15 protein-coding genes are annotated in these 16,024 nt (G+C 67.0%); 13 read left to right on the forward strand and 2 right to left on the reverse strand.

All coding sequences use genetic code 11. The features are described 5' to 3' along the window. The first annotated feature begins 94 nt into the window (after nt 1-94). On the forward strand, nt 95-1,744 hold the full coding sequence (locus ACFXK0_RS23450) for an acyl-CoA synthetase (RefSeq protein WP_379412840.1): 1,650 nt from the start codon (nt 95-97) through the stop codon (nt 1,742-1,744). 225 nt (nt 1,745-1,969) lie between these two features. Here ACFXK0_RS23450 and ACFXK0_RS23455 read toward each other — a convergent pair whose 3' ends face one another. After that, a complete protein-coding gene (locus tag ACFXK0_RS23455) occupies nt 1,970-3,067 on the reverse strand; it encodes an acyl-CoA dehydrogenase family protein (protein WP_379412841.1) in 1,098 nt (365 codons plus the stop codon). 22 nt (nt 3,068-3,089) lie between these two features. Continuing rightward, nucleotides 3,090-4,283, reverse strand: coding sequence for an acyl-CoA dehydrogenase family protein (locus tag ACFXK0_RS23460; protein WP_379412842.1), 1,194 nt, complete (start codon nt 4,281-4,283; stop codon nt 3,090-3,092). Between the two features lie 191 nt (nt 4,284-4,474). On the opposite strand from ACFXK0_RS23460, the gene ACFXK0_RS23465 reads away from it, so the two are divergent. The 12 genes from ACFXK0_RS23465 to ACFXK0_RS23520 all read left to right on the forward strand — a co-directional run bounded on the left by ACFXK0_RS23465 (nt 4,475) and on the right by ACFXK0_RS23520 (nt 15,990). Beyond that, a complete protein-coding gene (locus ACFXK0_RS23465; protein ID WP_379412843.1) occupies nt 4,475-4,663 on the forward strand; it encodes a ferredoxin in 189 nt (62 codons plus the stop codon). Nucleotides 4,664-4,706: 43 nt separating this feature from the next. Next, nucleotides 4,707-5,609: a 3-oxoacyl-ACP reductase gene (locus tag ACFXK0_RS23470; RefSeq protein ID WP_379412844.1), complete on the forward strand. Its 903-nt coding sequence runs from the start codon at nt 4,707-4,709 to the stop codon at nt 5,607-5,609. Nucleotides 5,610-5,933: 324 nt separating this feature from the next. Beyond that, nucleotides 5,934-6,698 (forward strand): MlaE family ABC transporter permease, encoded by a 765-nt coding sequence (locus ACFXK0_RS23475; protein ID WP_379412845.1) that lies wholly within the window; start codon nt 5,934-5,936, stop codon nt 6,696-6,698. Nucleotides 6,699-6,703: 5 nt separating this feature from the next. After that, a complete protein-coding gene (locus tag ACFXK0_RS23480; protein ID WP_379412846.1) occupies nt 6,704-7,555 on the forward strand; it encodes an ABC transporter permease in 852 nt (283 codons plus the stop codon). Between the two features lie 4 nt (nt 7,556-7,559). After that, on the forward strand, nt 7,560-8,759 hold the full coding sequence (locus ACFXK0_RS23485; RefSeq protein WP_379412847.1) for an MCE family protein: 1,200 nt from the start codon (nt 7,560-7,562) through the stop codon (nt 8,757-8,759). Beyond that, nucleotides 8,756-9,784: an MCE family protein gene (locus tag ACFXK0_RS23490; RefSeq protein WP_379412848.1), complete on the forward strand. Its 1,029-nt coding sequence runs from the start codon at nt 8,756-8,758 to the stop codon at nt 9,782-9,784. The genes ACFXK0_RS23485 and ACFXK0_RS23490 overlap by 4 nt, the downstream gene beginning before the upstream one ends. Next, nucleotides 9,777-10,844, forward strand: coding sequence for an MCE family protein (locus ACFXK0_RS23495; protein ID WP_379412849.1), 1,068 nt, complete (start codon nt 9,777-9,779; stop codon nt 10,842-10,844). The genes ACFXK0_RS23490 and ACFXK0_RS23495 overlap by 8 nt, the downstream gene beginning before the upstream one ends. Beyond that, on the forward strand, nt 10,841-12,103 hold the full coding sequence (locus ACFXK0_RS23500; protein WP_379412850.1) for an MCE family protein: 1,263 nt from the start codon (nt 10,841-10,843) through the stop codon (nt 12,101-12,103). Before ACFXK0_RS23495 ends, ACFXK0_RS23500 begins: the two co-directional genes overlap by 4 nt. After that, nucleotides 12,100-13,326 carry an MCE family protein gene (locus ACFXK0_RS23505; protein WP_379412851.1) on the forward strand — a complete coding sequence of 409 codons (1,227 nt, stop codon included), beginning with the start codon at nt 12,100-12,102 and terminating at the stop codon, nt 13,324-13,326. The genes ACFXK0_RS23500 and ACFXK0_RS23505 overlap by 4 nt, the downstream gene beginning before the upstream one ends. Next, entirely contained in the window at nt 13,323-14,726 is a 1,404-nt protein-coding gene (locus ACFXK0_RS23510; protein WP_379412852.1) for an MCE family protein, read from the forward strand. Before ACFXK0_RS23505 ends, ACFXK0_RS23510 begins: the two co-directional genes overlap by 4 nt. Then, nucleotides 14,723-15,508, forward strand: a complete 786-nt coding sequence (locus ACFXK0_RS23515; protein ID WP_379412853.1) for a hypothetical protein — start codon at nt 14,723-14,725, stop codon at nt 15,506-15,508. Before ACFXK0_RS23510 ends, ACFXK0_RS23515 begins: the two co-directional genes overlap by 4 nt. Continuing rightward, on the forward strand, nt 15,505-15,990 hold the full coding sequence (locus ACFXK0_RS23520; protein WP_379412854.1) for a h domain protein: 486 nt from the start codon (nt 15,505-15,507) through the stop codon (nt 15,988-15,990). Before ACFXK0_RS23515 ends, ACFXK0_RS23520 begins: the two co-directional genes overlap by 4 nt. The last annotated feature ends 34 nt before the right edge of the window (nt 15,991-16,024 follow it).

Below are 16,024 nucleotides of genomic sequence, written 5' to 3' on the forward strand. Positions count from 1 at the left end.
CTGGCACGGCGCGCGCGGCGCCGCCCACAAGTCCGCTGAGTCTGTTTCCGCCAAAACCTTGTCAGAAACAGTAACAGGTTCTATTTTTGTCTCTGTGAGCTACAACATAGCCGATCTCGTCGAACATGCTGTCGACCTGATGCCCGACCGGGTCGTGCTGGTCGGCGAGCATCGGGAGTCGACCTACACCGAACTGGAGGAGCGGGCCAACAAACTGGCTCACTACCTGCAGGAACAGGGTGTCAAGCCCGGCGACAAAGTCGGAATCTACTCCCGTAACACCGTCGAGGCCGTCGAAGCGATGGTCGCGATCTTCAAGGCGCGGGCGGTGATGATCAACGTCAACTACCGCTACGTCGAGAACGAGTTACTGCACATCTTCGAGAACTCGGACATGGTCGCGCTGATCCACGAGCGCCGCTACACCGACAAGGTGCAAGCGGTGCTGCCGAAGGTGCCCGGCCTGACGACAGTGCTCGTCGTCGAGGACGGTACCGACGGCCCGACCGCGCCCGGCACGGTCGAGTTCGAGACGGCGCTGGCCGGCGCCTCCGGCGAGCGTGACTTCGGCGAACGCTCGCCCGATGACATCTACATGCTCTACACCGGCGGCACCACCGGTCTGCCCAAGGGTGTGATGTGGCGCCACGAGGACATCTGGAGGGTGCTCGGCGCCGGTATCAACTTCATCACCGGCGAGTACGTCAAGGACGAGTGGGAGCTGGCCAAGGTCGGTGCGGCCAACCCGGCGATGGTGCGCTTCCCGATCCCGCCGATGATCCACGGCGGCGCGCAGTGGGCCACCTTCCACAGCCTCTTCGGTGGCGGCAAGGCCATCATGATCCCCGAGTTCAGCGCACACAGCACCTGGCAGGCCGTCGACCAGCACAAGATCAACCTGATCTTCATCACCGGTGACGCGATGGCCCGGCCGATGCTCGACGCGCTGGCCGAGGGGAACCCGGAAACCGGTGAGCCCTACGACCTCTCGTCGCTGTATGTGCTGGCCAGCAGCGCGGCGCTGTTCTCGCCGCAGCTCAAGGACGAGTTCCTCGAGCGGCTGCCGAACCGGCTGCTCACCGACTCCATCGGTTCCTCGGAGACCGGTTTCGGTGGTCTGTCGACGATCGCCAAGGGCGCCACGCACACCGGTGGCCCGCGGGTGAAGATCGACGCGGCCACCAAGGTGCTCGACGAGGACGGTAACGAGGTCGCGGCGGGTTCCGGCGTGGTCGGTCTGCTGGCGCGCAGTGGTCATATCCCGCTCGGCTACTACAAGGACGAGGTCAAGTCGGCCGCGACGTTCAAGGAGATCAACGGGACTCGCTACGCGATCCCCGGCGACTACGCGCGCGTCGAGGAAGACGGCACCGTCACCATGCTCGGCCGTGGTTCGGTGAGCATCAACAGTGGTGGCGAGAAGATCTTCCCCGAAGAGGTCGAGGCCGCGCTCAAGGCTCATCCGGACGTGTTCGACGCGCTGGTCGTCGGTGTCGAGGACGCGCGCTGGGGCCAGCGGGTCGCCGCGGTGGTGCAGTGTCGTGACGGCAAGCGTCCGACGCTGGCCGAGCTGAAGCCGGTGCTGGCCCAGGAGATCGCGTCCTACAAGCAGCCGCGCAGCCTGTGGTTCGTCGCGGAGATCAAGCGCTCGCCCGCGGGCAAGCCGGACTACAAGTGGGCCAAGTCGCAGGCCGACGAGCGTCCCGCCGACGAGCACGCCGAGGCAGGCACGGCCCCGGCCTAGCCCCCATCACGAAGTCGGCCCGCCCCCCGGAGATGCCGGGGGCGGGCCGACTTTCTGATTCGGTCATTTGATCACTAGGCCATGAGGGATTTTCCTTCTCGGGCGATGTCTCCCTCATGGCCTAGTGATCAAGCGACCAGGATGTGCTGCCGTTTCAGTGCGGACGGAAACGACGGCTGCCGCTCGCACCCGGAGGTGCGAGCGGCGGGTGATTCGCGGGTGTGACTAGGCGGAGGCCAGTTCCGCGCCGAGGGCGAGGAGGTGGGGGGTGGCGGCGCCGAGGGCGAATTCGTTGTGTTTGGCGGCGGTGAAGTAGTTGTGGGCGATGTGGTCGCGGTCGATGCCTAGGCCGCCGTGGATGTGGACCACGGTGTGGGCGACCTTGTGGCCCGCGTCGGCGGCCCAGAACTTGGCGATGTGGATCGCCTCGGTGGCGGGCAGGCCCTCGGCGACGCGCCAGGCGGCCTGGGTGACCGTCAGGCGCAGGCCGCCGATGTCGATGTAGGCGTCCGAAAGGCGCTGGGCGACGGCCTGGAACGAGCCGAGCGGTTTGCCGAACTGCTCGCGGGTGCGGGTGTGCTCGGCGGTGAGTTCCAGCGCGCGCTCGAGGGTGCCGAGCTGGGCGGCCGACAGGCCGAGCCAGGCCTGCTCACGCAGCCGGGCCAGCACCTCGGCGCCGGTCTCGACGGTGCCGAGGAGTTCGGCGGGGGTGGCCGCGAACTCGACGAGGAATTCGGGGGCCAGGTCGACGACCTGCTGGGCGGTGCGGGTCACCGATGTGTGCGCGGGATCCACCACGAACACCGCGGGTTGCCCGGAGACGGTGGCGGGCACCAGGATCCGCTCGGCCCGGTCGGCGAAGGCGACGGTGGTCGCGGTGCCGGTGACCGTCCAGCCGCCGTCCTCGCCTGCCACGATGCTCGGCAGGTCGGTGGTGGCGTGCAGTGGTTCGGCCAGCGCGGCGGTCAGCACGATCTCGCCGGTGCCGGCGCGGGCGGCCAATGCGCGCTGGGCTTCGTCGCCGAAGCGGGCAAGTGCGTCCGCGCCGACCGCGATCGACCACAGGTAGGGCACCGCGGCCACGGACTTGCCGAGCTCACGCAGGATCGCGGTCTGCTCGAGTGCGCCGAAATCGCTGCCGCCCAATGCTTCCGGCAGCGCGGCGGCCAGCACGCCGGTCTCGGCGAGCGCCTTCCACAGCTGCTCGTCGAAGCGGCCCGCGGTGTCGAGTTCGCGCAGCCGGTCGGCGGTGACCAGCTTGGCGCAGATCTCGCCGGTCAGCCGGGCGAGGTCGAGCTGGGCTTCGGTGGGTGTGAAATCCATGAGGGGATACCGGCTTTCGAGATCAGCGGGCGGAGGCGGGCTGGCGCAGGGCGGTCATGGCGATGATGTCGCGCTGCACCTCGTTGGTGCCGCCGCCGAAGGTGAGGATCAGCGCGGCCCGGTGCATCCGCTCGAGCCGGCCGAGCATCGCCGCGCCGGGGGAGTCCTGCCGCAGGTAGCCGTGCGAGCCGACGACCTCCATCAGCAGGCGATAGGCCTCGGTCGCCAGCTCGGTGCCGTAGACCTTGCAGGCCGAGGCGTCCCACGGCTTGGGCGCCGCCTCGCCGCCCTGGTCGGCGCGGCTGGCGATCTCCCAGTTCAGCAGCTTGAGGTATTCGACCTTGGCGTACACGCGCGCCAGGTTCAGGCGCACCCATTCCTGGTCGATCACGCGCAAGCCGTCAGGCGTGGTGGTCTCGCGCGCCCACTGCACCGTCTGGTTGACCGCGAGCGAGAGCGGCCCCGCCGAGGTCAGCGCGACGCGCTCGTGGTTGAGCTGGTTGGTGATCAGCGACCAGCCGCCGTTCTCCGGCCCGACGATCGCGGAGGCGGGCACCCGCACGTCCTGGTAGTAGGTGGCGCTGGTGTCGGGCCCGGCCATGGTGTGCACCGGCGTCCAGGAGAAGCCCTCGGCATCGGTGGGCACGATGAACATCGTGATGCCCTTGTGCTTCTTGGCCGTCGGGTCGGTGCGCACCGCCAGCCAGATGTAGTCGGCGTAGGCGATGAGGCTGGTCCACATCTTCTGGCCGTTGATGACGTAGTCGTCGCCGTCGCGCACCGCGGCGGTGCGCAGCGAGGCCAGGTCGGTGCCCGCACCGGGCTCGGAGTAGCCGATGGCGAAGTGCAGCTCACCGGAGGCGATCTTGGGCAGGAAGAACTTCTTCTGCTCCTCGGTGCCGTACTGCATGATCGTCGGCGCGACCGAGTTGAGCGTGAGGAACGGGACCGGCGCGCCCGCGATGGCGGCTTCCTCGACGAAGATCAGCTGATCCATCGTGGTGCGGTCCTGGCCGCCGTACTCCTTGGGCCAGCTCAGCGTCAGCCAGCCGTCCTTGCCCATCTGCCGCACGACCTCGCGATAGACATCGCCTTCGCCGTACTCGCCGGTCTGCAGGCTCAGCGCCTTGCGTCGCTCGGGCGTCATCAGCGTGCCGAAGTACTCGCGCAGCTGCGCGCGGAGTTCTTCCTGCTGCGGGGTGTAGGCGACGCGCATGCTCGCTACCTCGGTCTCTCACGGCGAAACAAGGGGGGTGGCGGGGCGCAGGGAATGAGCCCCGCCGAAAATCGATCATTGCACAGCGACTGGAACATGTTCCAGTATTGACAGCGATTCGGCGGCTGTTCCGCGTCGCGGAGCCCGCAGCCCGGGTTAGTGTCGCCGAGACCCTCTGGAAGGAACCTCTCATGAAGATCATTGTCGATTTCGATCAGTGCGAAGCGAACGGCGTGTGCGTCGGAATCGCGCCTGACATGTTTGATCTCGATGACAAAGATCAGTTGCACGTGCTCGAGGGCGATGTGGCCGAGGATCGGGTCGCCGAAGTCGAGGACGCGGTGGCCCAGTGCCCCAAGGCCGCGCTGCGCTTGGCGTAATCGCCTCTTGTCGTAGAGTGAAACACGTTCTAGAGTCGGCCCGATGAGTGTGATGCAGACTTCACTGGAGGGCCGGGTCGCTATCGTGACCGGCGCGGGCGCAGGCCTCGGCCGCGCCGAAGCCCTCGCCCTGGCCTCGGCCGGCGCGGCCGTGGTCGTCAACGACCTCACCGAGGACGCCGCCGCCGAGACCATCGCCGCCATTCGCGAGCTGGGTGGCAAGGCCGAGTTCGTCGGCGGCTCGATCGCCGAGCGATCCACCGCCGACGCGTTGATCGCCACCGCCCAGCAGTCCCTCGGCGGACTCGACATCGTGGTCAACAACGCGGGTATCACTCGCGACCGCATGCTGTTCAACATGTCCGACGAGGACTGGGACGCGGTGCTCGCGGTGCACCTGCGCGGGCACTTCCTGCTGACCCGTAACGCGGCCGCCTACTGGCGGGCGGCGTCGAAGGCGGCCGGCGCGCCGGTGTACGGCCGACTGGTCAACACCTCCTCGGAGGCGGGCCTGCTCGGTCCGGAAGGTCAGGCGAACTACGGTGCGGCCAAGGCGGGCATCACCGCCCTCACGCTGACCGCCTCGCGCGTCCTGTCGCGCTACGGTGTGCGCGCCAACGCCATCTGCCCCCGGGCCAGGACCGCGATGACCGAGGCGGTCTTCGCCGAGGCGCCCGATGGCACGGTCGACCCGCTGGCCCCCGAGCATGTGGCCAAGCTCGTCGCCTATCTCGCCTCACCGGCCGCCGACGCGGTCAACGGTCAGGTCTTCGTCGTGTACGGGCCGATGGTGGCCCTGATGGCGGCTCCGACGGTCGAGCAGCGCTTCGATGCCGCCGGTGCCGAATGGTCCGAGGCCGATCTGGCGACCACTCTGGGTGGCTATTTCGCGGAGCGACCGGCCGACCACACCTTCTCGGCCCGCGCCCTGCGCGATCTGGGCTGATCTTCGCGCCGGCGGTTTGCCGGATGGTGGCTGTCCGCACGCCGAGACGAAACACTGACCCGTGTGCAGTTGAACACTGGTCCAGCTATTGGTAGACATGATCGTCGAGGTGTGTGGCGGCTCACAGAAGGAGTGACAAGTTCGATCAGCACTCGTTTCAGTTTTGAAGCGGGTTTGCGAGAAAAAGTCCTGGTCTGAGTCTCCCGAAACGGCAGACATTGGCGGGAACGTGTTCTAGTCTTTGGGCAGTCTTCAGATCGGGGTGGCCGTGGAGTACGGGTGCGCGGGCAGGTCGGTCCGCTCGTCTATCAAGGAGGAAATCGAGTGAACGACCTCCTTGCTGTCCCATTGCGGGCGGTTGGCGGATTCTTCGAACTCGGTGCGAATGTGGCGCGAGCCGCGTTCCGCCGACCCTTCCAATGGCGCGAATTCGTCGACCAGTCCTGGTTCGTCGCTCGCGTCTCCATCGTGCCGACGCTGCTCGTCGCGATTCCGTTCACGGTGCTGGTGGTCTTCACCCTCAACATCCTCCTGCGCGAGATCGGCGCCGCCGACCTCAGTGGCGCGGCCGCCGCGTTCGGCGCCGTCACCCAGGTCGGACCGATCGTCACGGTGCTGATCGTGGCCGGCGCCGGCGCCACCGCGATCTGCGCCGACCTGGGCGCACGCACCATCCGCGAAGAAATCGACGCGATGATGGTGCTCGGTATCGACCCGATCAGCCGCCTGGTCGTCCCGCGCGTGCTCGCCTCGATGTTCGTGGCGCTGATGCTCAACAGCCTGGTGTGCACGGTCGGTATCGTCGGCGGCTTCATGTTCTCGGTGTTCCTGCAGGGCGTGAATCCGGGCGCGTTCGTCAACGGAATTCCGCTGCTCACCAACCTGCCCGAACTCATCCTCTCGGAGGTCAAGGCAGGCCTGTTCGGATTGATCGCCGGAATGGTCGCCTGTTACCTCGGTCTGCAAGTGAAAGGCGGACCCAAGAGTGTCGGTGACGCGGTGAACCAAACAGTCGTATTCGCCTTCATGGCACTGTTCGTGGTGAATGTGGTCGTCACCGCGATCGGCCTGAAATTCACGGTGCGGTGACCACGATGGCATTCATTGTTCGCAGCAAGTTCCCGCGCACGGTCCGCCGTGTCGACCGGGCCTCGAAATCCCTGGATTCGCTGGGCGACAAGGCGATCTTCTTCGTCAAAGCGCTCGCCTCGGTGCCCCGCGCACTCGTGCACTACCGCACCGAGACCATCCGGCTCATCGCCGAGATCAGCATGGGCACCGGCGCGTTGGCCGTGATCGGCGGCACCGTGGTGATTGTCGGCTTCCTGACCCTCATGGCTGGTAGCACCATCGCGGTGCAGGGCTACAGCTCCCTCGGCAATATCGGCGTCGAGGCGCTGACCGGCTTCTTCGCCGCCTTCCTGAACGTCCGCATCGCCGCGCCGGTGATCTCCGGTATCGGCCTGGCCGCCACCATCGGCGCCGGCGCGACCGCGCAGCTGGGCGCCATGCGGGTGGCCGAGGAGATCGACGCGCTGGAATCGATGGCGGTGCGGCCGGTGCCGTTCCTGGTCGGTACCCGGGTGCTGGCGGGCATGATCGCGATCATCCCGCTCTACTCCCTCGCGGTGATCGCGTCCTTCGTCGCCAGCCGTTTCTCGACGGTGGTGATCTTCGGACAGTCGGCAGGCGTCTACGACCACTACTTCTCGACGTTCCTCATACCGAGCGACATCCTCTGGTCGTTCGGGCAGGCGATCATGATGGCACTGGCTGTGATGCTGATTCATACCTACTACGGTTTCACCGCCGCGGGCGGTCCGGTCGGCGTCGGTGTCGCGGTAGGCAATGCGGTGCGGGCCTCGCTGGTCGCGGTGGTCATGGTGACGCTGCTGATCTCGCTGGCCATCTACGGCACCTCCGGCAACTTCCACCTCTCGGGATAGCGCGATGCAAACCTCACGGATAGTCGCCGCACTGCAGGGCGGGCTCGGGCGCAAGCTCGCCGCGCTCACCCTCGTCGGCCTGCTCGTCGCGGCGGTGGCCTTCGCCCTCGCGATGTTCGAAGGCGTGTTCACCAAAACCGCTGTGGTGCTGGTGGATACCCCGCGCACCGGCCTGGTGCTCGACCCCGACGCCAAGGTGAAGATGCGCGGCGTCGAGATCGGCCACGTCGCCGACATCGACCTGCACGACGACAGCGCCCAGCTACGGCTGGAACTGGACCCCGAGCAGCTGAAGCTGATTCCGGCCAACGCCGGTGTCGACATCCGCTCGACCACGGTGTTCGGCGCCAAGTACGTCAACTTCGTCGTCCCCGAACAGCCCTCCTCGGACTCGCTGCCCGCGGGCAGCACGGTCGCGGCGAGCTCGGTGACCGTCGAGTTCAACACACTGTTCCAGCACCTGTCCGACGTGCTCGCCCAGGTCGAGCCGGAGAAACTGAACGCGACGCTGACCGCGCTCGGCACCGCGCTGCAAGGTCGCGGCGACAAGTTGGGCGACCTGCTGGTTCGCTCGGATCGCTACCTGCGCGAACTCAATCCCTACCTGCCGACCCTGCAGTCGGATCTGGACAAGACCGCCGCGGTCACCGACCTCTACGCCGAGGTCACCGACCCGCTGCTGCGCACCGTCGACAACGCGACCGTCACCTCGCAGACCCTCGCCGAGATGCAGGGCCAGCTCGACAATGTGCTGGTGAACGTGATCGGGCTGTCCGACACGGTCGGCTCGGTGCTGCGCGAGAACGAGAACGATCTGGTGACGGCGCTGGACCTGCTGCGGCCGACGACTGAACTGCTGTTCGAGTACGCTCCCGCGCTGAGCTGCATCATCAACGGACTCGGCCCGCTGATTCCGATCGCCGAGGACATGATGGGCGGGCTGATGCCCGGTGTCGGCATGAACGCCAGTTTCATGCTCGGTGCCCAGCCCTACTCCTACCCGAACGACCTCCCCAAGGTGAATGCCACCGGTGGCCCGCGCTGCGAGGGTGTGGTGGACCGGGTCCCGGACAGTCATTCGAACTATCTGGTCACCGATACCAACCAGGGCGCGCCGTACACGCCGAGTACCAGCCACAAATTCAACGGTGTACCGAAGGTATTCCAGCTGCTGCTGGACGGACTGCCGGGAGTGACGCGGTGAGAAACACAGGGACGACGATCAAGCTGGCGATCTTCACGGTGGTGATGACGCTGGTGTTCGCCGGCCTGGCGATTGTCTTGAGTCAGGCACGGTTCTCCTCCGAGACCGGCTATCACGCGGTGTTCACCAGCTCGTCTGGCATGCTGCCCGGCGCGAAGGTCCGCATCGCCGGTGTGCCGGTGGGGTCGGTGACCTCGGTGGAGGTCGGCGACGACAACCTCGCCCATGTCGAGTTCGATGTCGACAGCGAGTACGCGGTGCTGGCCAGTACCCGTGCGGCGATCAAGTACGAGAACCTGGTCGGCGATCGGTACATGGAACTGCTCGAGGGTCCCGGCTCGCCCCGGCGGCTGTCCGACGGCGACACCATCGCGAAGGAACAGACCACACCCGCGCTGGACCTGGATCTGCTGCTCGGTGGCTTCAAGCCGCTGCTGCGCGGGCTCGATCCCGATCAGGTCAACGACCTGACCGGTGCGCTGCTGCAGATCTTCCAGGGCCAGGGCGGCACGCTGGTCTCGCTGCTGAACAGCGGCGGTAACTTCGCCAAGACGCTCGCGGACCGCGATGCCCTGATCGGCAGCGTGATCGACAACCTGAACACCGTGCTGGCCACCATCGACGACCGCGACGACCAGTTCGCCACCACTATCGACGAGTTGCAGCGCCTGGTCAGCGACCTGTCCGCGCAGCGTGACCCGATCGGCGCCGCGCTGCCCCGGATCGCCGGCGCGACACAGGAACTCAACGACCTGCTCGTGCAGGCGCGCCCTGATCTGCGCAACACCATCGAGCAGACCGGGCGGCTGGCCACGAACCTCGACGAGGGTTCCGACCAACTCGACTGGGTGCTCGAGACACTGCCCGGGGCCTACAAGAAACTCATCCGGGTCGGCGCTTATGGCTCCTTCCTGCAGCTGTATATCTGCGGTACCAACATCTTGGTCACCGGCCCCGATGGGCAGCCGATGGAAGTTCACATGCCGGGTCTGCAGACGACCGGAAGGTGTGCGCCCAATGAATGACAACAAATCGTCGGCCGCGACGATCGGCATCGTCGGCATCGTCTTGGCGGTGACGATCTCACTCGCGACCCTGCAGTTCACCGAGCTGCCCTTCATTCGCTCGGGAGCGACCTTCACCGCCAACTTCCTCGACGCGGGCGGGCTCGTCCCCGGCGACCCGGTGCATGTGGCCGGTGTGCGTTCCGGCGAGGTACAGCAGGTCAGTCTCGACGGCGACAAGGTCCTGGTGAAGTTCGATCTGGACGAGTCGATCGTGCTGGGGGAGAAGACCACCGCCGCGATCAAGACCAATACGGTGCTCGGCCGTAAATCGCTGGACGTGGTGCCGACCGGGCCCGGCTCGATCGGCACCGGCGACACCATCCCGGTCGAGCGCACCACCTCGCCCTACTCGCTCAACGACGCGCTGGGCGATCTCGGTGGGACCGTGCGCGATCTGGATCTGGACCAGGTCGACCAGACCCTCGACACCCTGTCGGCGGCTTTCGCCGACACGCCAGGTCCGCTGCGCAACGCGCTCGACGGTGTCACCGCGCTGTCACGCAGTATCAATGTGCGCGATCAAGCGCTGACCGATCTGCTGGCCAGGGCACAGAATGTCACGAAGATCCTGGCCGACCGCAGCACCCAGCTCAACACCCTGCTCATCGACGGCAACGAGCTGCTCGGCGAGCTCGACCGGCGCCGCGCCGCGATCAACCAGCTCGTCGTCTACGTCGACGATGTGGCCAGGCAGCTCTCCGGCCTGGTCGCCGACAACGAGCCGTTGATGCAGCCGACTCTGGACCGGCTGAATTCGGTGCTCGCGCTGCTCCAGCGCAATGAACAGAACCTCAACGACGCCCTCGACGGCCTCGGCCCGTACGCCGCCGCGCTCGGTGAGCAGGTCGGCAACGGGCCCTGGTTCAACGCCTACGTCTCGAACTTCACCAGCGTGCAACTACGCCCGCTCGTCGATGCGCTGGTCTGGCCGGAGAAAGTCCCACAAGATCTGATCGACGCCTTCACCAACCCGACGACGCCGTACATCGCTCCTGCTGAGGAGGATCCCCCGCGATGAGCTTTACCCAGCAGGTGCGCGGGTTGCCGCGCTGGACGATCGCGGTGGCGGTGGTAGTGATCGCGGCACTGGTCGCGGTCGGCGTCTACCTAGCCACCGGCGGCGGAAAGAACACAGTGACCGCCTCGTTCACCTCGACCACCGGCCTGTACGCCGGCGACGAGGTGCGAGTGCTCGGTGTCACCGTCGGCAGCATCGACTCGATCGAACCGGGTCAGGGCCAGGTGCGCGTGCGGATGAGTATCGACAGCAGCGTCGATCTGCCCGCGGACGCGCGAGCCGTGATCATCGCGCCGTCGCTGGTGTCGGCCCGTTTCGTGCAGATCGCGCCCGCCTACAGTGGCGGCCCGAAACTGGCCGACGGTGCCCAGATTCCGCTCGAACGCACTGCCGTTCCGGTGGAGTGGGACGAAATCAAAGCCGAATTGACCAAGCTGTCCACGGCGCTCGGGCCGGTCGGCGACGACGAACAGGGCTCCTTCGGCCGCTTCGTCGACACCGCGGCCGACAACCTCGACGGCAACGGTCAGAAATTCCGTGACACGCTGCGGGAACTGTCCGCGACGCTGACCACCCTGTCCGACGGGCGAACCGACCTGTTCGGCACCATCCGCAACTTGCAGAAGTTCGTCGAGGTGCTCTCGGCGAGCAATGAGCAGATCGTGCAGTTCAGTGGCCGGTTGGCCTCGGTGTCCTCGGTCTTGGCCGGCGCGTCGGAAGACCTCGGCGCCGGACTCGACAGCCTCGACGTGGCGCTCGCCGATGTGAAGCGGTTCCTCGATGGCACCGGAGGCGAACTGACCGAGGGGGTCGAGCGGCTCGCCGATGTTACCCAGACCCTGGTCGACAAGCGGCCCGAGATCGAACAGGTTCTGCACTCCGCCCCGACCGCGATGGTGAACTTCTACCAGCTCTACAAGCCGGCTCAGGGCTCACTCACCGGCGCGGTCGCGCTGAACAACTCGGCCAATCCACTCAGCTTCCTGTGTGGTTCGATCCGGGCACTCGAGAACAACGACTCCGGCAAGTCCGCGGACCTGTGCGCGGAGTTCCTCGCACCGGTGATCAGCTCGCTGGCGATGAACTACGTGCCGATCATGACCAACCCGGCCACCGGCGTGCAGGCCTTCCCCGAGCAGTTGGTGTACAGCGACCCGAGTCTGGCCGGCGCGGGCCAGCCGAACCAGGCCCCCGCGGCTGCTCCGATCACCGTGCCCGAAGGTCTTGCCGGGCTTGCCGTTCCAGGAGGACAGCGATGAGGCGGCAACGCATTCTCGCCGGGCTGGCCGTCGGCGTCGCCGTGGCGCTCGGCACCACCGGGTGTCAGTTCGACGGGCTCAACTCATTGCCGATGCCCGGTTCCGAGGGACGCGGGCCCGGCTCGTACACCGTGCGGATCCAGATGCCCAATGTCACCACCCTGACCCGGAATTCACCGGTGCGGGTGAACGACATCGAGGTCGGCAATGTCACCGGGATCGAGGTCGAGGGCTGGCACGCGCTGGTGACGGTCTCACTCAACCCCGAGGTCCACCTGCCCGCGAACGCGGTCGCGAAGATCGGCCAGACCAGTCTGCTCGGCAGCAACCACGTCGAGCTGTCCGCGCCGACCACGGTCGAGCCGGTGGGGCAGCTGCGCGGTGGCGATGTCATCCCGCTGGATCGGGCGGGGGCATACCCGACCACCGAGCAGGTGCTGTCCTCACTGTCGGTGGTGCTCAACGGCGGTGGTATCGCGCAGCTCGAGACCATCACCACCGAACTGAACGCGATGGTGAACGGCCGCGAGGCCGAGATCGCCGACCTGCTGCCGCAGCTCAACGAGCTGACCACAGGCCTGGAACGACAGACCGGCAGCATCATCGCCGCGATGGAGGGCCTGGACCAGCTCGCGGGCAGACTGGCGGGACAGAAGGACGTGATCGCCCGGGCGATCGAGCAGATCCACCCCGCGCTGACCGCGCTGGCCGACCGGTCGGCCAACATCACCACCGCGATCACCGCGCTCGGTGAGCTCGGTGACGTCAGCGAACGGCTCATCAAGACCAGCGGTGACGACCTGGTGGCCAACCTGCGCAGCCTCGGCCCGGTACTGCAGACCCTCGCCGACACCGGAACCAATCTGATCACGGCGATGGGTATCCTGCCGTCCTTCCCGTTCCCGATCAGGAACATCGACAACGTGATCAAGGGCGACTACATGAACTTGTTCATCACGTTCGACCTGACAGCCAAGCGTCTCGACAGCAATTGGCTCACCGGTACCCCACTCGGTGGCCGCTTCGGTGGTGTCGAGGGTGTCGTCGGCTCATTCGCGCCCTCGACCGCGACCGATGCCGGCGACCCGGCTACCGCGCCGCTCGAGGCTCAGCCGGGCCCAGCGCCCACGCTCAATGTGCCCGGCCTGCCTGCCATCCCCGGTCTGCCCGCCATTCCCGGTCTCACCGCGCCGCTGCCCGGACAGGAAGGGGCGGGTCGATGAAACTCACCCGGTTCGTACGAGTCCAGCTCGTCATCTTCTCGATCCTCACCGTGATCGGCCTCGTGGTGATGAGTGGTCAGTACCTGCAGGTCCCGGCGATGTTCGGGATCGGCCGGTACGCGGTCACCGTGCAGCTGGCCGCTACCGGCGGGCTCTATCCCACCGCCAATGTCTCCTACCGCGGCCAGAACATCGGCAAGGTCGAGGCGGTGCGGTTGACGCCGGCCGGTGTCGAAGCGGATCTGTCGATCGACAGCGACTACAAGGTGCCCGCCGATTCCAGCGCCTGGGTGCGCAGCGTCTCGGCGATCGGTGAGCAGTATGTCGATCTGGTGCCCACCGAACAGCCCGCCGACAGCAGCCTGCGCGACGGCTCGGTGATCCAGGTGCAGCGCACGCACCTGCCCCAGGATGTCGGCGCGATGCTCGACCAGGCCGACAAACTGCTCGCGACGGTCGCCGACACCCGCCTGAAGCAGGTGATCGACGAGGCCTTCCACGCGTTCAACGGCGCCGGTCCCGACCTGCAGCGGTTCATCGACTCCGCGGCCCTGCTGATCCAGCAGGCCGAGACCGACATCGAACCGACCAAGAAGCTGCTCGATCAGATCGGACCGCTGCTGGACACCCAGATCCAGTCCGACGCCGCGATCCGTTCTTGGACAGCGGATCTCGCGACAGTCACCGACCAGCTCCGCGAGCACGATCCGGCCCTGCGAAACCTGTTGAACAACAGTCCTTCCGCGATGGAGACGGTGAACCAGCAGTTCCAGGACCTGCGGCCGACACTGCCGCTGCTGGCCCGAAACCTGGTGAGCCTCGGCCAGGTCGGCGTGACCTACAACGCCAGCGTGGAACAACTCATGGTCGTCTTCCCGCCGTTGATCGCGGCGCTGCAGACCGCGATCCGTGGACCGACCAAGTACGGCGTCATGGTCGACTTCATGACCGTGCTCAACGACCCGCCCGCCTGCACCACCGGCTTCCTGCCCGCCGACCAGTGGCGTCAGCCCAGCGAGCTGTCGCAGATCGACACGCCTGATGGTCTGTACTGCAAGGTGCCGCAGGACTCGCCTATCGCGGTGCGCGGCATCCGCAACACGCCGTGTATGGAGTTCCCTGGTGTCCGGGCTCCCACGCCCGAACTGTGCCGGACCGGGTTCGTGCCGGAAGGCAACAACCCGCCGTTCGGCCCGGTCCAGCCGGTCGCTCCGGCATCCGCACCGGCAGGCGCATCGACGGGCGGTGTGACCCCCGCCGCAGCGCGCCCCTATGATCCGTCGACAGGCAGCTATCTGGGCACCGACGGACGCACGTACCGCCAAGGCAACATCGCCGAGGATGGCTCGGGTACCGTACCGGCCAGCTGGCAGGCGATGTTGGAGGAGCAGCAACGATGAACGACAACGACAACCGCCGCCCGCGCAGGCGGGCCGCACGCTCGGCCGGTCCGCCGGTCGAGGAGACGGCGGCCGAGACAGTCACCATCACCAAGAGCGAAACCGTATCACCGGAGCCGGACGCCGACGCGACGGTGCGGCTCGCGGCTACGGCGGTGGTCGACAACACCGACAAGCGAGCCGAGCGGTCCACCGACGACACCGCGCAGCCCACCGACGACACCGTGCGGCCCACCGCGCACGAGGCTCCGGTCGACCTGGCGAAGCCCGCTGACACCGAAGCAGCCACCTCGCGCGGCTCGGGTGGCTGTATTCTCGCCCTGGCCGCCGCCATCGTGCTGGTGCTCGCCCTGGTCGCCGGCGCCGGTTTCGCCGCCTTCACGGCCTACTCGGGCGCCAAGGACGAGGACCTGCGCGCGCAGTACACCGAGACCGCCCGCCAGGCTGTGCTGAACCTGACCACCATCCGCGCCGACACCGCGAAGGAAGATATCGACCGGATCCTCTCGGTGGCTTCCGGCGACTTCAAGACCGAGTTCGACGGTCGCGTCGATCCGTTCATGGAGGTCGTCAAGCAGGCGAACGTGGTCTCCACGGGCGAGGTCGTCGAGTCGGGCGTCGTCACCGCCGACGATCAGTCCGCGCAGGTGCTCGTCGCCGCGAAGCAGACGGTGAGCAACAACGGCTCGCCGGAACCGCAGTCGCGCCAGTACCGGTTCCGGGTGACGGTGTCGAACGCCGATTCCGGAATGACCGTGTCGAAGGTGGAGTTCGTAGGATGAGCACACGGATGAAGATCGTCTTCAGCAGTCTCGCCGCACTCGGCGTCATCGCCGCGGCCGTGCTCGGCGTCAGCGGCTACCAGATCTGGCAGCAGGACCGCACCGAACAGGCCCGCGCCGACGCCATGAGCACGGCCGGCCGCACAGTGAGCGCCATGTTCACCTATGAGTCGGCCACCGTCGACACCGAGCTGCCCAAGGCGGCCGACGGCCTCACCGCGGAGTTCCGCGAGGACTACCTGAAGCTGATCACCGAGGCCATCGCCCCGGGCGCGAAGGAGAAGCAGCTCACCGTCAAGGCCACCACGCAGGCCGAGGGCGTCGTCGAGGCCGACCCTGAACACGCCGTCGTGCTGCTGTACCTGAACCAGCTGACCACCAGCAAGGACACCCCCGACGGCACCAGCTCGGGCAGCCGGGTGCGGGTCACCCTGGACAAGTCCGACGACCGCTGGCTGGTCGCCCAGGTCACGCCGGTCTGATCAAACCCGGACGAACCCCCCGACGAACGATCGT

The sequence above is a fragment of the Nocardia sp. NPDC059177 genome, from assembly GCF_042755165.1.
Taxonomy (GTDB): domain Bacteria; phylum Actinomycetota; class Actinomycetes; order Mycobacteriales; family Mycobacteriaceae; genus Nocardia.